General features: G+C 68.7%; 27 protein-coding genes and 1 tRNA gene. 9 read left to right on the top strand and 19 right to left on the bottom strand.

What is annotated here, in order from left to right; genetic code table 11:
- The 4 genes from ACWEVS_RS10985 to ACWEVS_RS10970 are packed head-to-tail and all read right to left on the bottom strand — an operon-like array spanning position 1 to position 5,442.
- Positions 1-1,263 (bottom strand): vWA domain-containing protein, encoded by a 1,263-nt coding sequence (locus ACWEVS_RS10985; protein WP_449916589.1) that lies wholly within the window; start codon positions 1,261-1,263, stop codon positions 1-3.
- Positions 1,260-2,105 carry a PP2C family serine/threonine-protein phosphatase gene (locus ACWEVS_RS10980; RefSeq protein WP_449916588.1) on the bottom strand — a complete coding sequence of 282 codons (846 nt, stop codon included), beginning with the start codon at positions 2,103-2,105 and terminating at the stop codon, positions 1,260-1,262. Before ACWEVS_RS10980 ends, ACWEVS_RS10985 begins: the two co-directional genes overlap by 4 nt.
- Complete coding sequence (locus tag ACWEVS_RS10975; RefSeq protein WP_452551090.1) at positions 2,102-4,273, bottom strand: tetratricopeptide repeat protein; 2,172 nt, start codon at positions 4,271-4,273, stop codon at positions 2,102-2,104. The genes ACWEVS_RS10980 and ACWEVS_RS10975 overlap by 4 nt, the downstream gene beginning before the upstream one ends.
- The gene (locus ACWEVS_RS10970; RefSeq protein ID WP_452551088.1) at positions 4,270-5,442 is read right to left on the bottom strand and encodes a hypothetical protein; all 1,173 of its coding nucleotides are present in this window, start codon (positions 5,440-5,442) and stop codon (positions 4,270-4,272) included. Before ACWEVS_RS10970 ends, ACWEVS_RS10975 begins: the two co-directional genes overlap by 4 nt.
- Before the next feature lie 180 nt (positions 5,443-5,622).
- Here ACWEVS_RS10970 and ACWEVS_RS10965 point away from each other — a divergent pair, with 180 nt between their 5' ends.
- The 5 genes from ACWEVS_RS10965 to ACWEVS_RS10945 all read left to right on the top strand — a co-directional run bounded on the left by ACWEVS_RS10965 (position 5,623) and on the right by ACWEVS_RS10945 (position 10,008).
- Positions 5,623-5,781 (top strand): hypothetical protein, encoded by a 159-nt coding sequence (locus tag ACWEVS_RS10965; RefSeq protein ID WP_354906522.1) that lies wholly within the window; start codon positions 5,623-5,625, stop codon positions 5,779-5,781.
- Positions 5,782-5,857: 76 nt separating this feature from the next.
- Positions 5,858-7,033, top strand: a complete 1,176-nt coding sequence (gene efeO, locus ACWEVS_RS10960) for an iron uptake system protein EfeO (RefSeq protein WP_452412788.1) — start codon at positions 5,858-5,860, stop codon at positions 7,031-7,033.
- 3 nt (positions 7,034-7,036) lie between these two features.
- Positions 7,037-8,236 (top strand): iron uptake transporter deferrochelatase/peroxidase subunit, encoded by a 1,200-nt coding sequence (gene efeB / locus ACWEVS_RS10955; RefSeq protein ID WP_354906520.1) that lies wholly within the window; start codon positions 7,037-7,039, stop codon positions 8,234-8,236.
- A gap of 24 nt (positions 8,237-8,260) precedes the next feature.
- Positions 8,261-9,538: an amylo-alpha-1,6-glucosidase gene (locus tag ACWEVS_RS10950; protein WP_449916576.1), complete on the top strand. Its 1,278-nt coding sequence runs from the start codon at positions 8,261-8,263 to the stop codon at positions 9,536-9,538.
- Positions 9,535-10,008 carry a hypothetical protein gene (locus ACWEVS_RS10945; RefSeq protein WP_354906518.1) on the top strand — a complete coding sequence of 158 codons (474 nt, stop codon included), beginning with the start codon at positions 9,535-9,537 and terminating at the stop codon, positions 10,006-10,008. Before ACWEVS_RS10950 ends, ACWEVS_RS10945 begins: the two co-directional genes overlap by 4 nt.
- 38 nt (positions 10,009-10,046) lie before the next feature.
- Here ACWEVS_RS10945 and ACWEVS_RS10940 read toward each other — a convergent pair whose 3' ends face one another.
- On the bottom strand, positions 10,047-10,364 hold the full coding sequence (locus tag ACWEVS_RS10940) for a YtxH domain-containing protein (RefSeq protein WP_449916573.1): 318 nt from the start codon (positions 10,362-10,364) through the stop codon (positions 10,047-10,049).
- Positions 10,365-10,490: 126 nt separating this feature from the next.
- On the opposite strand from ACWEVS_RS10940, the gene ACWEVS_RS10935 reads away from it, so the two are divergent.
- Positions 10,491-10,563, top strand: a tRNA-Asn gene (locus ACWEVS_RS10935).
- Between the two features lie 91 nt (positions 10,564-10,654).
- Here ACWEVS_RS10935 and ACWEVS_RS10930 read toward each other — a convergent pair.
- The 13 genes from ACWEVS_RS10930 to ACWEVS_RS10870 all read right to left on the bottom strand — a co-directional run bounded on the left by ACWEVS_RS10930 (position 10,655) and on the right by ACWEVS_RS10870 (position 18,414).
- A complete protein-coding gene (locus ACWEVS_RS10930; protein WP_452551087.1) occupies positions 10,655-11,845 on the bottom strand; it encodes a tyrosine-type recombinase/integrase in 1,191 nt (396 codons plus the stop codon).
- Positions 11,842-12,057 carry a helix-turn-helix domain-containing protein gene (locus ACWEVS_RS10925; protein WP_452551085.1) on the bottom strand — a complete coding sequence of 72 codons (216 nt, stop codon included), beginning with the start codon at positions 12,055-12,057 and terminating at the stop codon, positions 11,842-11,844. The genes ACWEVS_RS10930 and ACWEVS_RS10925 overlap by 4 nt, the downstream gene beginning before the upstream one ends.
- Before the next feature lie 31 nt (positions 12,058-12,088).
- On the bottom strand, positions 12,089-13,717 hold the full coding sequence (locus tag ACWEVS_RS10920; RefSeq protein ID WP_452551084.1) for a replication initiator: 1,629 nt from the start codon (positions 13,715-13,717) through the stop codon (positions 12,089-12,091).
- 3 nt (positions 13,718-13,720) lie between these two features.
- Positions 13,721-14,350: a hypothetical protein gene (locus tag ACWEVS_RS10915; RefSeq protein ID WP_452551082.1), complete on the bottom strand. Its 630-nt coding sequence runs from the start codon at positions 14,348-14,350 to the stop codon at positions 13,721-13,723.
- Complete coding sequence (locus ACWEVS_RS10910) at positions 14,308-14,724, bottom strand: RRQRL motif-containing zinc-binding protein (RefSeq protein ID WP_452551081.1); 417 nt, start codon at positions 14,722-14,724, stop codon at positions 14,308-14,310. The genes ACWEVS_RS10915 and ACWEVS_RS10910 overlap by 43 nt, the downstream gene beginning before the upstream one ends.
- Positions 14,724-14,978 carry a hypothetical protein gene (locus ACWEVS_RS10905; RefSeq protein ID WP_452551079.1) on the bottom strand — a complete coding sequence of 85 codons (255 nt, stop codon included), beginning with the start codon at positions 14,976-14,978 and terminating at the stop codon, positions 14,724-14,726. The genes ACWEVS_RS10910 and ACWEVS_RS10905 overlap by 1 nt, the downstream gene beginning before the upstream one ends.
- On the bottom strand, positions 14,975-15,217 hold the full coding sequence (locus tag ACWEVS_RS10900) for an RRQRL motif-containing zinc-binding protein (protein ID WP_452551341.1): 243 nt from the start codon (positions 15,215-15,217) through the stop codon (positions 14,975-14,977). Before ACWEVS_RS10900 ends, ACWEVS_RS10905 begins: the two co-directional genes overlap by 4 nt.
- A 200-nt stretch (positions 15,218-15,417) precedes the next feature.
- On the bottom strand, positions 15,418-15,798 hold the full coding sequence (locus ACWEVS_RS10895; RefSeq protein ID WP_452551077.1) for a hypothetical protein: 381 nt from the start codon (positions 15,796-15,798) through the stop codon (positions 15,418-15,420).
- Positions 15,783-15,980, bottom strand: a complete 198-nt coding sequence (locus ACWEVS_RS10890) for a hypothetical protein (RefSeq protein WP_452551075.1) — start codon at positions 15,978-15,980, stop codon at positions 15,783-15,785. Before ACWEVS_RS10890 ends, ACWEVS_RS10895 begins: the two co-directional genes overlap by 16 nt.
- Positions 15,970-16,179 (bottom strand): hypothetical protein, encoded by a 210-nt coding sequence (locus ACWEVS_RS10885; protein WP_452551073.1) that lies wholly within the window; start codon positions 16,177-16,179, stop codon positions 15,970-15,972. The genes ACWEVS_RS10890 and ACWEVS_RS10885 overlap by 11 nt, the downstream gene beginning before the upstream one ends.
- A gap of 13 nt (positions 16,180-16,192) precedes the next feature.
- Positions 16,193-17,053, bottom strand: a complete 861-nt coding sequence (locus tag ACWEVS_RS10880; protein ID WP_452551071.1) for an FtsK/SpoIIIE domain-containing protein — start codon at positions 17,051-17,053, stop codon at positions 16,193-16,195.
- 90 nt (positions 17,054-17,143) lie between these two features.
- Positions 17,144-18,085, bottom strand: a complete 942-nt coding sequence (locus ACWEVS_RS10875) for a hypothetical protein (RefSeq protein WP_452551069.1) — start codon at positions 18,083-18,085, stop codon at positions 17,144-17,146.
- 116 nt (positions 18,086-18,201) lie between these two features.
- Positions 18,202-18,414 (bottom strand): hypothetical protein, encoded by a 213-nt coding sequence (locus tag ACWEVS_RS10870; protein WP_452551067.1) that lies wholly within the window; start codon positions 18,412-18,414, stop codon positions 18,202-18,204.
- 364 nt (positions 18,415-18,778) lie between these two features.
- Here ACWEVS_RS10870 and ACWEVS_RS10865 point away from each other — a divergent pair, with 364 nt between their 5' ends.
- From ACWEVS_RS10865 to ACWEVS_RS10855, 3 genes are read left to right on the top strand one after another with little or no spacing between them, the layout of a single operon-like run.
- Complete coding sequence (locus tag ACWEVS_RS10865) at positions 18,779-20,212, top strand: helix-turn-helix domain-containing protein (RefSeq protein ID WP_452551065.1); 1,434 nt, start codon at positions 18,779-18,781, stop codon at positions 20,210-20,212.
- Between the two features lie 30 nt (positions 20,213-20,242).
- Positions 20,243-20,938, top strand: a complete 696-nt coding sequence (locus ACWEVS_RS10860; protein ID WP_452551063.1) for a RibD family protein — start codon at positions 20,243-20,245, stop codon at positions 20,936-20,938.
- Positions 20,935-21,393: a deaminase gene (locus ACWEVS_RS10855; protein WP_452551061.1), complete on the top strand. Its 459-nt coding sequence runs from the start codon at positions 20,935-20,937 to the stop codon at positions 21,391-21,393. The genes ACWEVS_RS10860 and ACWEVS_RS10855 overlap by 4 nt, the downstream gene beginning before the upstream one ends.
- A gap of 339 nt (positions 21,394-21,732) precedes the next feature.
- On the opposite strand, the gene ACWEVS_RS10850 is transcribed toward ACWEVS_RS10855, so the two are convergent.
- Positions 21,733-21,995, bottom strand: a 263-nt coding sequence (locus ACWEVS_RS10850; RefSeq protein WP_452551059.1) for an integrase core domain-containing protein, incomplete at its 5' end; no start/stop codon positions are given.

Below are 21,995 nucleotides of genomic sequence, written 5' to 3'. Positions count from 1 at the left end.
TCAGCCCTCCTGCCGAAGCTGGCTGGTCCGCGTCGACCCCGTGTCGAGCTCGATCTCGTCGGCCTTGTCCACCCGGCTGCGCAGCCGGGCCGTCCCGGTGCCGGGGTCGACCTCCACCATCTTGTCCAGTAGCCTGGCGGTGTCCTCCCGCCCCGAGGAGCCGGCCAGCTGCCGCGCCTTCGCCAGCCGGGCCGTCGCGGTCGCCGTGTCGCCCGCCGCCCGGGCGCTCAGCCCCTCCTGGATCAGCTCGTGCAGCTCCGCCTGGCCCGTGTAGTGCGCCACCTTCGGATTGATCCGGGTCGAGGCGGCCAGGTCGTCCGTCCAGTGCGCCAGGACGTTGCCGCTGGCCAGCACGTCGCCGGTGTCGGGGCGGACCAGCTTGACCCACGCCGCCCTGATCTCCTGTCCCGGCGCGGACGGCGGCACCTCCACGCACAGGTGGTACTCCCGTTCGTCCTCGCCCCACGAGCCGGTCGGGTAGTCGCCGGTCAGCGGGTTGACCGCGGCCGCCTTCCCGGTCAGGTCGAGCAGCGAGGGCGAGACCTGCTTGACGTACTTCAGCGTGGCGTCCTTGGGGATCCACACGCGCAGCGCCAGCTCGGCGACCGTCTTGCCCATCGACGCCTCGGTGATCCTGGTGAAGAAGGCCGCCAGGTCGCGCTGATCGCGCACGAAGTCGAAGGTGCCCAGCAGCGCCTCGGAGACCTTGCGCAGCTCGGCGGGCACCCAGTCGGCGCCCACGCCGAGGCTGTCGCAGACGAACCTGCCCTCGCAGTGCTTCAGCGCACCGGCGAACGCCGCGTCGCCCTCGTTGTTCTGCCCGTCGGTCATCAGCAGCGCGTGCCTGATCGCGCCGGGCCTGCTCTCCAGCAGGTCGGCGGCCAGGCGTAGCCACTGCCCGATCGAGGTGCCGCCGTCGGCGTCCAGGGCGTCGATGGCGCTCTTGGCGTTGCCCCGCGTGCTGAAGTTCGCCGTGGCGAGCTTGCGGCCGCGGGGATAGACCATGCGGGCCGAGGTGTCTCCCGCGATCACCGCGAACTCCACCCCGTCGCGCAGCGTGTCGACGGCGGCCTTCGCCGCCTGCCGCGCCTCTCTGATCTTGCCGCCGCTCATCGACCCCGAGGTGTCGATGATGATCACCTCGGCGGCCTGGGCGGGCGTGGGAGCCGCCGCCGCGCCCGTCACGGTGAGGACGGCGTGCACCTCCCTGCCGCCGATCGGCAGGTACTTGTTCTGGTCGACGTGCAGCGTGAACTCGCTCAACAGGCTCTCCTGACCGGTATCAGAACGACGGTGACGTTGTCGCGCCCGCCCGAGGCCAGCGCGTGGTGCACGAGCGCGCGCGCCCCGTCGATCGGTACGGCGGCGCGGAAGGAGACGGGATCGTCGAGGTAACCCCACAGCCCGTCGGTGCACATCATGAGCAGGCCGGGGGAGTCGGGCACGAAGCCGAGCGCCCGGCACCCGGCGTTCCTGGCGTCGGCGCCCAGCCACGCCGTCAGCACGCCCGCCGAGGCGACGTCGTCGTCGGTCAGCAGGACGGCGGCGCCCTCGTCCGGCAGCCAGTAGGCGCGGCTGTCGCCGACCCAGCCGACGGTGACCAGGTCGGGGCCGGCCACCGCCGACACGTAGGTGCAGGCGGGCGCGTCGTCGGCGGAGGTGCCGAGCGCGGCGACGGCGCGGGCGGCCCGCGCGCACGCCGCCCTGGTGGCCGCCTCCTGGCTCGAACCCGCCTTGAGCTCCTCGGCCAGGACGGCGACCCCGGTCTGCGCGGCCAGCGTCGAGGCGGTCTCGGGGCGCGGCGACTGGGACACCCCGTCGCAGACCACGGCGATGACGTGCCGTTCGGCCTCGCCCAGCGCCATCGCGTCCTGGTTGCGGCTGTGCCGTAGACCCTTGTCGCTGGCGCCCGCCGCCCCCGAGTCGAGGACGAGTTCGACGTGGTCGGTCGCGGCCGGTGCGCGCAGGCCGCACTGGAGGCAGTAGCCGTCGGCGATCTCGCCGCCGCATGCCGTACAGGAGGGGGCGGGGCCGAGCGGGGAGCCGCACTGCTCGCAGAAGGCGTGGTCGGGGAGCACGGGGGCGCCGCACGCCGGGCAGCTCACAGCCAGGTCCTCGGACGGACCGCGTTGGCACGGTCGACCAGCTCGTACCGTTCCCGCCTGGTCGGGGCGGCTCTGGCCAGCTCCCGGTAGACGCCCTCCAGCCTGCGCCGCACGCCGCTCTGGGTGAGGGGCGCGCCGAGCAGCGTGGTGGTGTGGGAGGGCGGCGGGGCGGCGGCCGTCACCCAGGTGAGCGCGGCCTCGAGCAGCTCGGCCGCCAGCTCGCCGCGGCGCCGCCCCTCCAGCTGGGTGAGCCGGTCGAGGCGCTCGCCGGCGGCGATCAGCTCGGCGGGGGCGAGCTGGGCGGCAGGGCGCCGGGCGGCGATCGTGACCAGCGCGCTCTGCGCGGCCACGTACTGGCTCGACGAGGCGGGCACCTGGTCGAGCGCCGCCGCGGCGGCCTTGCCGTTCCCGTCCGCGAGCTCGGCCCTGGCCAGGCCGAAGGCGGCGCTCACGTAGCCGCGGTCGGTGCGCCACACCGTGCCGTACCAGCGGGCGGCGGCCCGGTGGTCGCCCGCCTGCTCGTGCGCGAACCCCAGGGCCAGCTTCACGGCGGGCTCGCCGGGCAGCAGGCCGAAGCAGCGGTCGAACAGCTGGAGGTCCGGCTTGCCCGACGCGAGCGCGCGCACCGCCTGGTACCAGGTCACCCGCCAGTCGTCGCCGAGGGTCCGCGCCGCCTCGTCGAGGAAGTCGTCGGACAGATCGTGCTCGGCCACCACTCTGGCCTTGGTCAGCAGCGTCTCGGTGGTGGCGGGCAGCGCCGAGACCCGGCTGAGCAGCTCGCGCGGGTCGCGCGCGAGCAGCCCCGGCAGCAGGCCCGCCGCCGGATCGGCGGGGTCGGCCAGCGGCACCGGCAGCGCCGCCACCGCCGCCTTGGGATCCAGCGGCTCGAAGACCCCTGTCACTCCCTCCGCGACCCGCTCGGGCCCGAAGACCGCCGACTGGCTCGGGTACGGCACGCCGTCCTCCGCCGCCCGGATCTCTCTCAGCACCCCGGTGAGCTGCTCGGCCATCTCGGCGGCGTCGGGGAAGCGCCGGCCGGGTTCGGGGTGGGTCGCCCGGACGAGGAAGCGGTGGAAGGACTCGTTCCCCCACGCCTCCAGCCCCGGCAGCGGCACCTCCACGTTGTCCTTCGCGGGGCTGAAGGGATGGCTCAGCACGGCCAGCGTGCGCGCCACCGTGTACAGGTCGGCGGTGATCGACGGCCCGGACGTGGCGATCTCGGGGGCGTGGTAGCCGGCCGTGACGTACGAGCTGCCGGTGCGCGCGCCGACGCGCTGGACGGCGCCCAGGTCGATGACCTTGAGCTGCTGTCCCACCTGGATGACGTTGGCGGGTTTCAGGTCGCAGTAGACGAGGTCGTTGTCGTGCAGGTACTCGAAGGCCCTGAGGATCTCCAGCGCGTAGGGGATCGTCTGGCGCGCCGGCAGCGCCTCGCCCTGGCGCAGCCGCTGCTTGAGCAGTTCCTGCAGGGAGGGCCCGCCGACGTACTCCATGACGATGTAGCCGGCGCCCTCGTGCCGCTGGAAGTTGAAGATCTTGACGATGTTGGGGTGGTCGACCGTCGTCAGGAACCTGCGCTCCGCCTCGGCCGCCGCGAGCGCCTCGGCGTCGGCGGCGTTCAGCAGGCCCTTCAGCACCACCCACCGGCCGTCGAGGTTCTCGTCGGCGGCCAGGTAGATCCAGCCCAGCCCGCCGTGCGCCAGGCAGCCCAGCACGCGGTACTGGCCCGCCACCAGCGCGCCCGGCGCCAGCTTGGGGGTGAAGCTGTAGGGCGTGCCGTCGTGCGGGCAGAACCCCTCGGTACGGCCCGCCACTCCCTCGCGGCTGCGCCCCACCGGCCTGCCGCACGCCGAGCAGTACCGCTTGTCCTCCGGCACCTCGGGGTTGTCCATGACGGCCTCGGCCGGATCCCGGTACGGCGTTGGCGGCACGTCCACCAGGCCGTGACCCAGCACGCCCGCCGATCGCCTGGCAGAGCTCGACCTGCTGCCCGACGGCCTGCTGCCCGAGGGCCCGCTGATCGACGGCACGCTGCCCGACGGCCCGCCGCCCGACGGCGCGGTGGCATCGCCCGAGACGGTCGCCGGCGGGCTCTCGGGATGCCCGCACACGTCGCAGAAGCCCTCCTGGATCGTGCCCGTGCAGCCTGGCTGCCCGCACCTGGTCATCGGCGCCCTCCCTGGATCGCGTCCTGGTAGTTCTCCACGGCCTCCGCCGCCTGGTTGAGATCGCACGGGGCGGTCCACAGCAGCTCGCGGGCCCGCGTGAAACGGCGGGCGGTCTCGGGGTCCTCGGCCAGCCCGACGCGGACGGCCTTGGACTGGACGGCCAGCAGGCGCCCGCGTAACTCGTCCCTGCGGGCCATCAGCCCCAGCAGCGCCGCCGTGGTCGTCCGCGCCCGTGTCAGCGCCTCGCGGGCCGCGCGCTCCACGCCGGACAGGCGCCTGGCGCGCTCCACCCAGCCGCCGGCGGGCGCGTCCGCCCCGGGAAGGGCGGCGGCGTCGGCGGCGAGGCGGTCGGCGACGGTCCTGGGCCTGGTCGAGGGAGGAAGGAGGATCTTGACCGACACCGCGGCGTGGGTCCTGCGCGCCTCCGCCTCCGCGGTCCTGACCTGCTCGACCAGCTGGATCAGGGTGGCATGCCGCGGGCCGTACGACTGCCGGAGGGCGTCGGCGCGGGAGAGTTCGGCGAGGCGGGAGTCGAGCGTGGCGCCGAGCCGGTCGAGGTCGGCGGGGGAGAGGCCGAGCGGGTCGGCGGCGGCGGTGGAGCGCAGGCGGGCGAGTTCTTCTTCGTGCCCTGGCGCGAGGGGCGGCTCGCCGAGTTCGGCGGTCAGGCGGGTGATCTCGCCGAGGCGGGTGGCCGCCGACTCCAGCGGCGGCAGGAACGCGGTCCACGCCGCGTCGATCTCGCGCAGCGCGTCGGCGGTCGCGCGGAACGCCTCGTCCATCCGGGCGACGGTCTCGTCGAGGGTGAGGCCCTGGGTCGGGGGAGGGCGTAACGACCTCCGCTCGACCGGCAGGTTCTCCGGCGCCGGCCGTACGGAGGGACCGGCGAGCAGGGCGGTCAGCTCCTCCAGTTCGGCGGGCCCGGGGCGGGCGCGGCGGGCCCTGACCTCCTCGGCCTGCCGCAGCACCCCGCGATAGGCGTCATATAACGCCCAGAGCGTGGTCACGGCCTGCTGGGCCGCGGTCCACACGGTCAGCGTCCGGCCGCGTAAGGCGGTGCTCTTGAGCAGCTGGAAGGTGGTGTGGGACTCCAGGTCGAGCAGATCGCCCGAGATGCGGTCACGTTCTTCGCCGCGCTGTCGCAGCGCGTGGTCGGCGCCTTCCCGGCTCATCGGCGGCCCGGTCGGTTGCATCAACGTTCCCCCGTCGAAGTGAGGACCCCGCACCCATTTACCGGGTCAACGACGGTCGTGTCCAGGGGGGTTCCTGACCCTGAGGGGTCTCCCTGACTTGTCCCTGATTCGACTGCCGAACCGGTCCATGTCGGGCTCCGGCGGCCTAGCGTTGCTCCCATGGCACGCATCCTGCTCATCATCGCCCTGGTCATCGTCGGCCTCATGCTCGTCGGCCCGATCCTGGGCTTCGCTCTCACGCTCCTGAAGTGGGCGCTGATCATCGGCGGCATCGCGGTGGCCGTGATGTTCGTCTCCCGTTGGGCCAAGACGCGGTAGGTGACGGACCCCACGTAGGCGGTTTAGGTTAGGGAAAGCTAAGTTAGGACGACCTAACGCGCTCAAGGAGTCGACCATGCGTTCCCTAGCCCTGTGTGGAGTACTCGCCGTCACGCTCGCCGCCTGCGGCACCGCCGCCGACGACGGCGCCGACGGCGGCAGCGCCAGCGGCAGCGGCAGCGCCGCCTCGGCTCCGCGGCCCGCCCCGACCGGGGCGGTCCAGGAGAACGTGCCCGTCACCGCCACCGACACCACCTGCGTCGTCGGCAAGACCGTCCTCAAGGCCGGCGTTGTCAAGTTCGCGATCAAGAACGACGGCGGCCAGTTCACCGCGGTCTACGTCTACCGCGCCGACAGGACCGTGGTGAGCGAGCGCAACAACATCCAGCCCGGCACCACCGCCGACCTCGTCGTGGAGATCGGCGGCGGCAGCTACGAGCTCGCCTGCAAGCCCGGCCACAAGGGCGACGGCATCAAGGCGCCCTTCACCGTCACCGGCGAGCTGAAGGCCGCCGCCGACCCGCGCGCGACCAGGGCGGTCACCGACTACCGCGCCTACATCACCGCCCAGGTCGACGACACGATCGCCAAGACCGAGGAGCTCGCCGCGGCGGTCAGGAAGGGCGACGTCAAGCGGGCCAAGGCGCTCTACGCGCCCAGCCGGGTCGGCTGGGAGAGCATCGAGCCGGTGGCCGAGGCGTTCGGCGACATCGACCCCAAGGTCGACCTGCGCGAGGCCGACCTCGAACAGGGTCAAAAGTGGACGGGCTGGCACCGCCTGGAGAAGGCGCTGTGGAAGCAGCCCGACAGCCTCGACAAGGAGAAGAAGTACGCCGACCAGCTGCTGGCCGACCTCGACGACCTCAAGAAGCGGCTGCCCGAGGCGGAGATCACCCCCGCCTCCATGGCCAGCGGCGCCAAGGAACTGCTCGACGAGGTCGCCACCGGCAAGGTCACCGGCGAGGAGGAGGCCTTCTCCCACACCGACCTGTGGGACTTCGACGCCAACGTCGACGGCGCCAAGAAGGTCTACGAGCTGCTCACGCCCATCCTGATGGAACGCAACCCCGCCCTGGTCACCACGCTCGACACCCGGTTCGCCGACCTCGACAAGCTTCTGGCCGCCTACCGGAAGGGCGACGGCTTCGTCTCCTACACCGAGCTGTCGAAGGAGCAGGTCAAGGAGCTGGCCGACGCGGTCAACGCCCTCGCCGAGCCCCTGTCCGGCCTCGCGGCCGCCGTGGCGGGCTGAGCCATGGTGACGCGACGCAGGCTGCTGACCGGCGCCGGGCTCGTGGCCGGCGCGGGCGTGACGGGAGGCGCCGTCTACGGCCTGGCCCAGCAGGCCACGCCCGCCCCCGCCGCCGCCGCGGGTCACGCCCCCATCCCCTTCCACGGCGCCCACCAGGCGGGCATCGCCACCCCTGTCCAGGACCGCCTGCACTTCGCCGCGTTCGACCTCACCACCACCGAACGCGACAAGGTCGTGGCCATGCTCAGGCAGTGGACCGCGGCGGCCGAGCAGATGACGGCCGGGCGCGAGGTCGGCAAGGGGGCGCTCGGCGTGCCGCTCGCCCCGCCCGACGACACCGGCGAGGCGCTCGGCCTGCCCGCCTCCAGGCTCACGCTCACCATCGGCTTCGGCGCGTCGTTCTTCGACAAGCTCGGCCTGGAACGGCCCGCCGCGCTGAAGCCGCTGCCGCGCTTCCCCGGCGACAAGCTCGACCCGGCCCGCAGCGACGGCGACCTGTGCGTCCAGGCGTGCGCCGACGACCCGCAGGTGGCGGTGCACGCCGTACGGAACCTGGTGCGGCTCGGGTTCGGCACGGCCGGCGTGCGCTGGTCGCAGCTCGGCTTCGGCAAGACCTCCTCGACCACGCCCGAGGAGCAGACCCCGCGCAACCTGATGGGCTTCAAGGACGGCACCAACAACATCCCCGGCTCCGACGCCAAGCTGCTCGACCAGCACGTCTGGATCGGCTCGGAGGGGCCGCAGGCGCTGGTGGGCGGCTCCTACCTGGTGGCGCGGCGGATCAGGATGCACATCGAGACCTGGGACCGCACCTCGCTCAAGGAGCAGGAGGACATCTTCGGCCGCACGAAGGGCGAGGGCGCCGCCTACGGCCGTACCCGGGAGCACGACCCCGTCGACCTGTCCCTGCTGCCCGCCGACTCGCACGTGAGACTGGCCAACCCCGCCTCGCTCGGCGGTGTCAGGATCCTGCGCCGCGGCTACTCCTTCACCGACGGCAGCGACGGGCTCGGCCGCCTCGACGCCGGCCTGTTCTTCATCGCCTACCAGCGTGACCCCGAGCGCGGGTTCATCCCGATCCAGCGGTCGCTGGCCAGGACGGACCAGCTCAACGAGTACATCCAGCACGTCGGCTCGGGCCTGTGGGTGTGCCCGCCGGGCGTCCGGCCGGGCGGGTTCTGGGGGGAGACCCTGTTCAGCTAGGACAGACCGGCGCATAGTGGGCAGATGGAGGCGCGGCCGGCGGTCGATGACGCCGCGCTCGGGCGCGAGGCGTTGCACGTGCTCGAGGCGAACTGGATGGGGTCGGCCACCGTGCCTGCCCCTGGCCTTTACCCGCACCAGTGGAGCTGGGACTCCGCCTTCGTCGCGATCGGGCTGGCCAGGCACCGGCCCGAGCGCGCGACGGCCGAGCTGGACGGCCTGCTGAAGGGCCAGTGGGCGACGGGAATGATCCCGCACATCGTCTTCCACACCCCCGAGGCGTACTTTCCCGGGCCTTCCGTCTGGCGCTCCTCCGAGCACCCCGACGCCCCCTCCGGCATCCTCACCTCGGGCCTGACCACCCCGCCGCTGCACGCGCTGGCCGTCTGGTGGGTGTGGCGGCACACCGCCGACACGGCCTACGTCAGGCGCGTCTTCCCCGCGCTCGCCGCCCAGCACGCCTACCTGGCCACCGCCCGCGACCTCGGCGGCGGCGGGCTGGCCGCGATCGTCCACCCGTGGGAGTCCGGCATGGACGACAGCCCCACCTGGGACGAGCCGCTGGCCGCCCTCCCCGAGATCAGGTACGGCTACCGCACCCCCAGCCTGGACGAGCGCCACCCCGACAGCGACCACGACCGCTACGTCTGGCTCGCCCTCCGCTACCGCGACGCGGGCTACCGCCACGAGTACCTGCGCGACGACCACCCGTTCGCCGTCGAGGACCCGATGTTCAACGGCGTCTGGCTGGCCTCCTGCCACGCCCTGGCCGAGTTGGCCACCGTCGCGGGCCGCGACCCCGCGCCCCACGCCGACCAGGCCGCCAGGATCAGGACGGCCCTCGCCGAGCGCCTCTGGAACGGCTGCTTCTACGCCCGTGACCTGCGCGCGAACCGCCTCATCCCGGTCACCACCATCGGCGCCTTCGGCCCCCTCCTCGACCCCGAACTGCCCCGCGACACCGTCACCGCGCTGGTCGAGATCCTGGAGTCGGCCCGCTTCATGGGCGCCGCCGGCTACCCCGTGCCGAGCTGCGAGATCCGCGCGCACCAGTTCGACCGGACCCGCTACTGGCGCGGCCCGTCCTGGGTCAACACCAACTGGTTGCTGCGCCGCGCCGCCATCCTCCACGACCTGCCCCACCTGGCCCAACTGCTCACCACCGGCACCCTCCGGCTGGTACGGCAGGCGGGCTTCCGCGAGTGCTTCGACCCCTTCGACGGCAGCGGCAGGGGGTGCAGGGACTTCTCCTGGAGTGCGGCGCTCACCCTGGATCTGCTCGCCGATACCTTGGCCTCATGAGCATCTTCCGCCGCCTGCCGTCCGACGTGCGCAAGAACCTGGCCACCACGAGCGGGGAGCGCGTGCTGACCTTCGCCCGGTCCGGCGAGGGCTACGTGGTCGCCACCGACCTGGCGCTGTTCCTGCCCGACGGCGAACGGGTGCCGTGGGAGCAGGTCGAGCGGGCGGCATGGGACGACGAAGGGCTCAACCTGACCACGTCCGACGGCCGCCGCCTGTCGGCGCCCGTCACCGAACCGAACCGGCTGCCCGAGGCCGTACGCGAACGGGTCAACTCCACGATCGTCGTCAACAAGTACGTGCCGCTGCCCAGCAGGGGAGGGGTGCGCCTGGTGGCCCGCAGGGCGCCCGGCTCGAACGACTTCACCTGGAAGCTGCACTTCGACGAGGGTCTCGACCCGGACGACCCCGGGCTGCGTGCCCACGCCGAGCAGGCGCTGGAGGGCATCAGGCGCAGCATGGGCGTCTGAAGGGAGCCCGGCTGTCCCCCCCGGGCCCCCTCGTGCGTCTAGTACGGCACGCCGCTGTCGTCGGCCTGCGTCTTGGACTCCGGCTTCTCGGACTCGGGCCAGCCCGTCCCGGTGTCCAGATGGTCGGCCTCGCGGCCCTTCCCCAGGAACGGCACCTTGTCGCCGACCTTCGCCCGCGCCACGCCGGCCACCTTGGAGACCTGGGCCCCCATCAGCCCGGCCGCCTCCTGAACCCTCGGACTGTCGGCGACACGCCGGGCCGCGCGCTTGATCTGCTCGTAGCGTTCCCGCCCCGCTCTGGTGCCGAGCACGTAGCCAACGGCCAATCCGACAGCGAACATCATCCGATATCGCATTTTCCACCTCCGCTGTCTCCGGGCCTACCCCGCTCACGATGCGACACGCACTCCAGATGTGCGCTAATCTATTCCTGCGCCGAACGGAAGGGCCCCAAGCCCCGGCCGGGAAGCGCGAAAGTCCGATCCCGTGTAGCTCAATCGGCAGAGCAGCCGGCTGTTAACCGGCAGGTTATAGGTTCGAGTCCTATCGCGGGAGCTTGGCTCAGCCAAGGAACATACGATTCAGGCCCTCTACCTGGTGACAGGTTAGGGGGCCTGAGTGGTTCCGGGAGCCAGTAGGGGAGCCACTATCCGGTTGACTCGCCAGTCCCGAAGACTGCGTCCATGGTTTCGGCTCCGTGGACGATGACCGGTCTGATCTGGTGCCGGTAGACGGTTTGCGTGGTGGTGGGCGTCGAGTGGCCGACGAGATCGGCGATGCGTTCCACGGACACGTCCCCGTCGCTCAGGATCGAGACGAAGGAGTGCCGGAGCTCCCGCACCTTCCAGCGGTTCCCGATGCCCGCCTTCTTCGTGATCACTCGTAGGCCGCGCAGCACGCGCATGGGGTTGAGCCGGGTTCCGTCGTCGCGAGTGAAGACAAGACCCTGGTCCTGCCATGCCTCACCGGCGGCCAGCCGTTGCGCGCCCTGGCGCGTCCGGTGTCGTTTGAGTTCGTCGACCACGAGAGCGGGAAGGGCGAGTGCTCGTCGCGACTTCTTGGTCTTGGTGTCGCCGCCGACGCGATCGGCGCGGAGGACCGAGACCGACGGTGGAACTGCCGGGTCTGCGTTCGGCCGGCCACTGAGGTCGACGGCGCTCCAGAGGAGCTTGCGGGCCTCCTCAGGCCGGATACCGGTCAGGAGCGACGTGATGACGTACGCGCCGAACTTCTCGCCCTCGCAAGCTCTGAGGACCGCGACGGCCTGGTCCAGCGTGAGGGACCTGCTTGGCCGTCCCTCTTGCCCTGACGGGGTCTCGCACAGGGCCGAGACGTTGCGGCCGACGAGTTCACGCTTCTCGGCCATGCGGATCGCGCGGGTCAGCAGTCCGTGGATCTGGACGATCGTCTTGGTGGCAAGACTTTCGGCGAGTTCGTCAAGCCAGAGGTCGACGTGTTCGGCGCGGAGATCCTTGAGCCGATAGTTGCCGATCTTCGGTTTGATCTGGTTCTCGGCCATCGATCGAGCGTGGGTGATGGTGCCGATGCTGCGGCCTTTGAGACCGTGAATGAGGAAGTCTTCGACGGCGTCACTCACACGGTAGTTGGCCTGGGTCTTGATGCCCTTGTCGGCCTCCTCTCGGAGCCTTTTGACCTTCGGACCGAGCAGTTTGGCCGCCTGCTGGCGCTGTTCGTCGACCGGGCGATCCTGCCACTTGCGGGGCAGCACTACCGACACCTTGCGGCGGACGCGGCGGCCGGCGCCGTCGAAACCAAGCGAGACCGCAGCGATCCACGCGTTCTTGCTCGCGTCGAAGTAGACGGAGAAGTCGCTCATGCCGCCGCCCTCTCAAGACCCTCGATGTACTCGACGAGTGCGGCCACCGGGATGCGGCGAGACCCGTCGATCTTCACAGATCGGATCTGTCCAGAGCGGAGCAAGGCATACACCTTGGTGCGACTGATCCGGAGCTGAACTGCGGCCTCCTCGGGTTTGTACAGCAGCGGTACGGCCGCTGGCTGGCTGGATATTGTGCGGGGGCTTGTCATGCTTGGACTCCGTTCGCGTACTGAGGATGGGTCAGGCTGCGAGCGGTGTGGACGAGCTCTGTTCCCAGGCGTGGTGGGCGAGCTCTTCGCGTCCTGCTCGGGTGCGTTCGCGGGCTTGGGCCGCTGCCGTGTTGGCGAGGAGCTGGTCACCGGTGGTGTGCCAGCCGGTACCTGCGTAGGTGAGGAATCCGATGACGAGGGTGGTTTCCTCGATTTTGGTGTCAAGGTCTGATTGACGCTGAAATGGCGTTGTTTCGGGGCGTCCCTCTGCCATTGGATCGTGGCCGTTGAGGGCTCGTGCGCGCTTGTAGGCGGCTCGTTCTTCGCGAATGGAGCCGAACGTGATCGAGTAGCGGCGGGCTTTGGTGAGGAAGTGTCCGCCAAAGCCGAGCATGTGGGCCCACCTGCGCAAACCGGTCCATCCGGGTGCGTGGCCAAGGGTCCAGGCGGCGGCGATGAGGCGTTCGGGGTGGGTGCCTTGATGGTTGGCGTACAAGTCAATGGTGTCGGGGGTGAGCCGCCGGGAGGTGTGGCCGGTGGCTTCGGTGCCCTTGGTGGAGTACTTGGCCAGGTAGGCCGCGACGGCCTGGTCGTCGAGGGCATCGCCGGAGGCCGACAGGGTGATGGGCCGGATCTCGTGTTGCTCGCCCCAGGCGATGGTCCAGCCGTCGAGGTGAGCGGGGTGGGGGTCGGTGGTGTAGGCGATGGCGGTGGCAGCCAGGGTGACAGCGGCGATGACGTCGTCGGCGGTGATGCCGTCGGGGGGTGCGGTGATGGCGTCGGGGTTGTCAGGGTCGATGCCGTCGAGGCGGAGCAGGATGTGGAAGTGGACGGCGCCGCGTGCTTGGTATTCGGCGGCCTTGCCGTGAGAGAGGCGGACTTTGGGTAGGCCGCGGTGTCGAGCGAGCTGGTTGAGGTGGCGTTCGGCGTGTTGTTTGGTGCGGCGCCAGAGCTCTCCGGCGTGATGGTTCCAGACCACGTTGTGGGCGTGGTCGTAGCAGTCGGCGCACAGGGGCCGGCCGAGCTGCTCGTCACCGGCGGTGTGACGTTGCCAGCAGACCAGCGGGGTTCCGTGCGGACAGGTGGTGGCGTCGCGGCGGGCGTGGCAGGGGACCGGGCGGCAGGTGCAGCGGGCCTTGTCGCGGCAGGTGCAGTGGCGCACGTCGCGGGAGTGGACGGGGCCGAAGGAGGGGGCGGTGAGGGTGGCGAAGACGGCCGGGTGGGTACGGACAGTGTCGGGGATGGTCTTGCCGCCGACGAGTCCGGCGCGCACGAGGTGGTAGGCGTCGTGTTGGTAGGTGGTGGCGCAGGCGGGGCAGACGGTGTGGCGGCGGTTGCCGCAGGCTTTGTAGATGACGCCGTCCGGTAGGGCGGAGGTGTGCCGGTTGGCGAGGATCTCGCCGGTGCGGGTGTCGACGGTGGCGAGGTTGCCGTGCAGGCGGATCGGGTTCGTGCAGGCGGCGGCAGATTCGACGTGGTGGAGCCAGGCGGCATAGTGGGGGCGTGCGGCGCGTTCCATGGCGGTGCGGATGTGCTGGCGGGGTTCGTACGCGAACGGGCTGGACAGGTGGGTTTCGGTGTTCGCCCCCACGCCCGGGGCCGGAGAAGCAGTCCCGGGGGTGAGAGCCAGCGCCGAAGTGATGTCGAGCTGGGTGGGCATGGGCTAGTGGTGTCCTTCCAGGGCGAGAGTGGGCAGCTGCAGGACCGGTAGGGCCGGGGGCCGCTCCTGGATGGTGCGGTGGTCGGTGTGCGTGTGCTCCTGGTCCTCGTGACCGGGGGTCGTTACCGCAGGTTGAGGCGTGGTTTCCGGGTCAGGTTCGGGTGCGATGACCTCTTGGGGTGTCGCCGGTTCGGTGGTGGCGATACGTGAGAGCACCAGCTTGGTGAGGGCGAGGAAGGCCAGTGCGGGGATGGCCGCGATCAGCCAGCCAGTCGGGTGGGGATTGGCGACCGCAATCTGTGCCGCGATGGACGGAACGGCGGAGGCGATCAGGACGAGCATCGGGTAGACGGTAGATTGGCCGGTGCGCTTGCGGCGTCGAACCTCCAGGGCCGAGGCGGTAGGAGTGAGTTCGGAGATGACGGCGTTGGCCCAGCCGAACCATTCGCCGGTTCCTTGCGGGCTGTTGGCCATGGTCCAGTCATGAACGTGGGTGAAGGAGGCGGCTCCGGCCATCAGGCCGACCAGGAGCAGGATGACGAGCTGGACGCGTGACTCGGTCTGTTCACTGCGCGATGGGCGTGGCGGATTCAGCTGCATGTGTAGACCCACCTTCGGGCGCAGTCGTTGCATTCGCCCAGGGAGCGGGCGATGTAGTAGGGCTTTTCTGTGTGGCAGGTGGAGCAGATGCGCCGGGCGCGTAAGGCTTTGGCGATGGCGGCCAGCTGTGCCGGGGTGGCGGTGCGCTTGGGCTTGGCGAGGTCTTCGCGGTAGAGGTAGGCCACGCGCCGGCCTTTCCGCCAGATGATCTGTGCGGCGATGTCCTGGCCGCCGGGGCGCAGCTGCTTGGCGCGCAGCTGCCGTACGGTGAGCAGACCTGGGGGAGCCCACCGGTAGGGGTAGGTGGGGAGTCCTCCGTGGCGGATACCGTCAGGGTCGTAGTGCTCCAGGTAGACGCGCTTGGTGCGGATGACGTGGTCGAGTTGGGGGATACGGGGGCCGATCATCAGGTGTCACCGCCCCAGCGCTGTTGCGCGGCCTGGCGGGTGATGCCGAGGGGGCGGGCGATGTCGGCCCAGGAGTAGCCGTACTCTGCACGGAGCTTGGTGACGGCTTGAGCGATGGCATGGTCGAGTTCGGCAACGACGCCAGACAGGTCGGCGAGGGCTTCGATGTCGCCATCGGCGATGCGCTTGCTGTAAGCGCGGATGATCCGCTTGAGGAAAGCGCCGTAGTCGGTGTTTTCGATCGAGCGGCTCATGATGCGCTCCGCTTGGTGCGACGCGCGCGCAGGGCTTTGGCTAGGGCATCAAGCTGCTTGGCGGTGGGCTTGCGCTTGGGCAGCGCGAGAGCGATGTCGTAGAGGTAAGCGACGCGGCCGCCTTTGCGCCACAGGATCTGGGCGACGGGGGCTTGGCCGCCGGGGCGCAGGCCGAGGGCGGCGAGCTGGCGTCGGGTCTTCAAGTTCTTGGGGGCCCACTTCCAGGGGTAGGTGGGCAGTCCGTACTGACTGCCGGTGGGGTCGTAGAAGACGACACGAGTACCGGGGGGGCGTTGAGCTGGTCGAGCTGCGGTATCCGGGTAGCCGACGTGCCGCTAGTGTGCATGGTGGGTTCTGCTCCTCTTCACTAGGCGGAGTGGAATTTGGTGAGGCGGGGGCCGGAGATCTTTGGCGAGAGGTCCGGCCCTCGCGTGCGTGTTCAGTCAGTGCCGTCGGGCAGGGCGATGGGGTCGCCGCAGCAGGCGCAGAGCCAGCCGTCGGCGGCCAAGTAGGTGGAACGGCACTCTCCGTCGCACAGGACGAACTCAACGGTGCCGTAGATGTCGGTGCCGAGGGTGAGCTGCGGAGAGCCGCAGACCGGGCAGACCAGCGCCCAGGAGATCAGGCACATGGCGAGCATGTCGGCGCAGGCGGGGCAGTAGCAGTGGGAGTTTTCGCGTCTGCCGATGAACCAGCCGGAAGGTGTTGCGTTGAGGACGGGGATGGTGTTGGGGCAGCCGTTGTCGCATTGGACCGTCCAGTTGCGGAGGTCGGGGCTGCCGTTGGGGTGGTAGGCCTTGTGGATCACAGGGGCCTCCACTCGGGGTCATCGTAGGCGGAGGCCGGGACGGTCATCGCCATTGCCTCGCTGGTGTCGCCTTTGAGCCAGAACATGGGCAGGGACCAGGTGTAGGGGCGGCTGAGTTCGTCGTACCAGCGGGTGTGCTCGATGATGTGCGGGCTTTCCAGCCAGGCAACGTCGGGGTTGAGGTCAGCGGACATCGGGGTACACCTCCCGGCAGTTGCTGCATTCCAGGGCGCGTTTCGATCCCTGGTCGGTAGGGATGTAGACGGCGACGAGCTCGTTGTTGCCGCAGTCGGGGCAACACAGGGCGACGGCCTCGCCGTGCACGTCGGCGGAGGGAAAGTCGGGCCACGGCACGTCGACCAGTGCCGGGACCGCGTGGTGATCGTGGGTCATGGTGGGTCTCCGTTCAGGCGGCGAGGGGGACTGAGTCCCGCTGGCCGTTGCGGTGAGTCCAGGTGACGTAGTCGACGAGCTGGTGGATCTGCTCGTCGGTGAGGTAGGCGGCTTTGACCAAGTGGGGGATGCCGCCTTCGGCGATGAGGTAGAAGACGCCGGGGGCTTGGGGGCTGATGGTTTGGGCGTTGAATCCGGCGGAGGCCCAGCCGTGGCCCAGGATGATGTCCGAGCTGTTCGGGGTGGTGCAGCGGAAGGCTGCCCGGTAGCCGAACAGGTCGCGCAATGACGTGGGGATGATGTCCACGCTGGGGCGTTGTGTGGCGGCGATGACTGGCATGGCGCAGGCACGGCCGCGCGCGACCAGGTCGCGGACCAGGGCGACGAACTCCTTTTGCTGTTCGGGGGTGCCGGTGGTGGCGGTGTAGTAGGCGAGTTCGTCGATGAAGATGCCGATGACTTTGATCAGGTCGCTCGGCAGAAACTTGCGGCGGCCATGTGCCACCAGCCAGGCGTAGCGCCGGTCCATCACCTTCTGCAGGCGTCGCAGGACACGTAGGCCCTTGTCGATGTCAGGGCCGATGAAGACGCCGCTTTTGGCTTCGGCGGCTTCCATCCACATCCCCAGTTCGACCCACTTGGGGTCCAGGAGGACCGGGGTGAAGTCGTGGCACAGGAAGGCGTGTCCGACGAGGTTTTGGATCAGGACGGACTTGCCGCCGCCGGGCTCACCGGCGTCGAGCAGGTTGTGATACACCAGGTCGAGATAGACCGGGTTGCCGAATTCGTTGATCCCGATGAACACCGGGTCGAACATGGACATCGACGGCGCCACCGGGATCGTGTACGGGAGAGCGGGAAGAGCCGCATGCATGGCAGCGTCACCTCTTACGTGTTCAGGACGAAGTGAGAGGTGCCGCCGGGAGGACCAGAGTCAGATGTCCTCCCGGTAGCTGACGACGCGTCAGATCCGGTCGAGGTCAGGGTTGGCGGTAGCCGTCTTGGCGAAGGGGCCGTTGACGGCCGGGGGTCGGCCGTTGTTCTTGGCCGGACGCTCGGTGGGTTCGGTGTCGTCGGTTTCCGGCACGTCAGCCAGATCAAGTTGAGCCGGGACAGCGCTGACCGGCCGAGGTAGTGCCGGGACGTCGGTCGGCAGGTCGTCGGTGAGGGGCGAGCCGACCAGGCCGCCGAGGACATCACGGCGTTTGATGTCCAGGTAGATGGCGGCGGAGTTGGATGTGCGGGCCTTGGTCACTGTGACCGAGGCGGCCCGGCAGGCAACGGCGATTCTGCCGAGCTGGATTTCGATCTGCTCCAGGGACCGGCCGGGACGGAGCCAGACCCACACGCGTTCGCCGACCGGGATGGGCTTGGCCCACCCGATGAACGGCAAGTGGCCGTGTCGGTCGGTGGGCAGGAACGAGTTGAAGCAGGTACGCAGGCGGTGCCGGACGATCAGGCACCAGATCAGGGCCACCGCCAGGCGGCGGAGCACGGGGGAGAGCCCAACAGCGGCGATGACGCTCCCGTAGGCCACACCCGTGATAATCGGGTCGGTCCGGTCTTGCAGGTACACCCAGCCGCCAAGCAGTAGCAGGACGAGGGTGATTTCCGGCAGCCACCACCAGATGGCGCGTAGGACGGGCCAGGCGGCGATGACGCAGGCGACCGGGCCACCGACGAGGGTGTCGGCCACCAGGCCGACCGGGACCGCGGCGAGCGGCGGCAGGTAGTAGGTGGAGATCACTGCGGCGAACAGGCCGACAACGGCCAGCACGACATAGAAGGTGATCTTCGCGGTGCGCAGGTAGCTGTACTGCACGTTGTTCTGGATCACCGTGACGGAGCTACCGCGATGGCCGAAGCCGTGCTTGTTGTTGCGCGTGCCGAAGGTACGCTTGGACATGACTCTCCTCCTCGTGCCGAGGGCGGGGGTTGAAGGCGGGACCGTGACGCGTGGCAGCCGATACGGTCCCGTTCGTGTGAGCGAGGTCAAGATGTGGCTCGTGAGAGAGCAGACGCCTAAAGGGCGTCGCGTTCCAGACTGAAATACAGCACGGCAAAGTTGGTGTAGCAGAGTTCGCCCTTGATGCTGTTGTTAATCAGGTGCGTGAAAATGTCTGCGCGACTGGCACCTGGCCCTGCATCGACAGTGCCGGTTGCGGTGGCCTTACCTACGCACTCATCGGCCACGGTCAGGATGTACATGTACCGAGTCGTGGTGTTGGTGTTCATGCAGTCTCTCCGATCGACTGCTGGCCCCGGTGCCGGGACCAGGCTGGATGATGCGTGGGCGCCGGCCCCGACAGGTGGGATGATCAACGGGAGAGCGTGGCAGCAACTCTCCGGACTGATCGGTGATCTCGTTGTGGACGAACTTCGATCTTCTGCACCGAATCCTTCGACTTCAGATGACCTTCGTCACCATGAATGACTTGCCGGTGACGTCGACGAAGAGCTTCATAGAGCTCATCTCCAATCGAGGGCCGCACCCCTGCGGTGCGAACTCCCATGTCTCGAGGTTGGCGTGTCCATCCGAATTCGGCGATACTTTCTGAGTGGCCCAGGCGGATAACCACATTGACCTCATGGAGGCGGTATGGGGCAGCCGAGGAGAGAGCTAACGCCTGATCGTTCTCCATTACAACTGTGGGGCTCTGAGCTGCGTGCCTGTCGTGATCGTCGAGGTCTCTCGCTCGCCACGGTGGGTGAATCAATCCGCTATAACCCCAGTTATGTGGCCCGAATTGAACGCGGAGAGCGAAAGCCGTCGCATGAACTCGCCGAGGCAGTAGATCGCGAGCTCAACACCAGCGGAGCTCTTCTCCGCCTTTGGGAACGCATCGATTCCAATCCGAATGGAGTTCGTGACTCACACCATGTGGCCAATCAGCCTGACCATGTGGCCAACACGCGTCAGGTTGTGGCCCCAACACCTCAGTACCCCGCAGAGTCAGACGAGGCGGGGGTTACGATCCCCTGCCGCAAACAGGACGGAGGAATCATCTTCGTGACTCTGCCTCGCCGTACGTTCCTCAGCGGCCTGGGCCTGGGCACTATGGCATCAGTAGCCAGCCCATCACACCCTGCACAGGCTGGGGTTCTCAGCTCGCCGCAGGCCTTCGCGGCTGTAGACCTCAAGCCAGCCGAGCATTTCCGCCAGCTACGCCGCGCTCTCATCACCAACGACAACCTGTTCGGGCCTCTCCGGACCATCCGGACCATCCCCACCGTCGAGAGCCAGATCAACGTTATTCACCAGCTTCGCCTCAGTTACAAGGGCTCCGATGCCAGCGAACTGCTCTACATCCAGACGCAGTACGCCGAACTGTGCGGGTGGCTCTACCAGGACGCCGGAGACTTCCGTTCCGCGCAGTTCTGGACGGACAGAGCGCTGGAATGGTCGTATGTCGCAGGGGTCTCTGACCTCACGACCTTCATCCTCGCGCGCAAGAGCCAGCTCGCGGGCGACATGCGTGATGGGCTGACCGCGATCGACTTGGCGACCGCGGCTGCAAGGCAAGCTCGTCCCGACACCCGCCTCGGGGCCATCGCAGCAACCAACGGCGCCTACGGCTACGCCCTGACTGGCGACAGCCGGAACGCTGACCAGATGCTCGATCTCGCACACGACCTCATCTCCAATCGGGACATGGACCCGGCATTCTCCTGGGGCTCGTGGATGGATGACGCCTACATCAGCGTCCATCGCGCACGAGGCCTCTTCACGCTCGGCAAGTACACCGAAGCGGCAGAGGGATTCCGCAGGGCGATCGAGAACCTTCCGGCCATGTATCACCGTGACCGGGGCGTCCACCTCGCACGCGAATCGCTTGCATACGCGGGCGCCCGCGACCCAGAGCAAGCGGCTTCAATTGGCTTGCAGGCTCTCGGCATCGCCCAGGCCACCGGATCAGCCCGGATCATCACGGACCTGACCAAACTCGATGGACAATTGGAGCGATGGCAGTCGGTGCCCGCCGTCGCTGAGTTCCGCGAAGGCTTCGACGGATTCATCGCCCATCAAGCATGAATTTACCCATCAAACAAAGGATTTTAGGCTATGTCACAACGCCCGTACGTGCTCCTGAGCTGTGCCATGTCCGTCGATGGCTACATCGACGACACGACACCCGAGCGACTGCTGTTGTCCAACGCTGCTGACTTCGACCGCGTCGACGAGGCCCGGGCAGAGAGCGACGCGATCCTCATCGGTGCGACCACGATGCGTAAAGACAACCCGCGCCTCTTGGTCAACTCCGAAGAGCGCCGTGCTCGGCGAGTGGCTCGAGGGCTTCCGGCTTACCCGCTAAAGGTCACAGTCACTGGGACTGGGGACTTGAGCCCAAACCTCAAGTTCTGGCACCACGGCGGCGACAAGGTCGTCTACTGCCCCGACTCTACTGTGTCGAAGGTCGAAAAGGCCTTGGAGGATCTCGCCGAGGTAACAGGAACCGGCCCCGATCTCGACCTGCCCACGATGCTCGACGATCTGGGATCACGAGGTGTACGCCGCCTCATGGTCGAGGGTGGCAGCACCATCCATACCCAGTTCCTCACCGAAGGCCTAGCTGATGAGATCCACTTGGCAATCGCACCGATCTTCGTTGGCGATTCGAAAGCACCCCGATTCGTCGGGAATGGAATATTCCCTGGCGGAACGGCCCATCGAATGAAGATCGCCGAGGTTCAGAACATAGGTGACGTCATCTTGATTCGTTACCTGCCTAAACAGTCCTTCGAAGACGCCATCTCATGAACCCGTCAGAGGCAACCGACGTCGACCGTCAATGGCTCATGAAAGCGATCGAACTCGCCAAGAAGTGCCCGCCGTCATCAACGGCCTATTCCGTTGGCGCAATCATCGTGGGCCGGCACTGCACCGAGATCGCCAGCGGATACTCGCGAGACATTGACCCACATATGCACGCGGAGGAGTCTGCTCTAACGAGAGTCGGACAGACCTGCCTCCGCGGAGCAACCATCTACAGCACCTTGGAACCCTGCTCGTTCCGGCAATCACGCCCAAGAACCTGCACAGAACTCATCGTGGCATCCGGCATATCGCGGGTTGTAATCGCGTGGCGAGAACCCGACATATTCGTCGCTGACTGTCAAGGTGTCGAGCTCCTCCAACAGCAAGGCATCGAGATAGTCGAACTTCCCGAATTCGCAGAGTTGGCCACCTCTGTTGGTATGCCAAGCAGCCGCTAGCCAATGCGACCTGTCAGAACTTTCTTCACATACTTAAAGCGGCCCTGACAGGCCGCACGCGCCGCCGACGCGGCACGGGCCGGGCATTCCCGCTCGGGCTCGTGCCCGACCCGCCAAACGCCGGTCGGCTGGCGCGGATGAAGTCAGGGCCGCTATTGGGGCGCACTGCTCTGCTCACGGAGTTCAGCTCATCAGCGCAACCGGAGCCGGGTACGGGGCCGGCCTCAGGGCATGCCTCCGGCGGGGGCGCTCCAGCTCCGGGCAGGCCAAGATCGCGGCCTGCGGTGGTGGGTGGTTGCGGTGGAAGCCTGCCCGCCTGCCGCCGTTCCAGGACAAGCCCTAGATGTACTGACCTGAGAGGTTAGGTACGCGGCTGGCGGGTGGGTGGCCGCCGAGTGCGGTGTGTGCTCGGTGGTGATTGTAGGCGTGGAGCCAGGGGTCGAACGCTTGGCGGCGTTCGGTCTCGGAGGTGTAGGGCCGGTTGTAGGCCCATTCGTCGGCCAGGGCGCGGTGGAAGCGTTCGACTTTGCCGTTGGTCTGGGGCCGGTAGGGGCGGGTGCGTTTGTGTGTGATGCCCAGGCTGGTGAGGGCGTCGCGCCAGA

Source organism: Nonomuraea sp. NPDC003754 (assembly GCF_053605785.1).
Note: the sequence above shows the minus strand (reverse complement) of the source record. Positions and strands in the feature narration are given on the sequence as shown.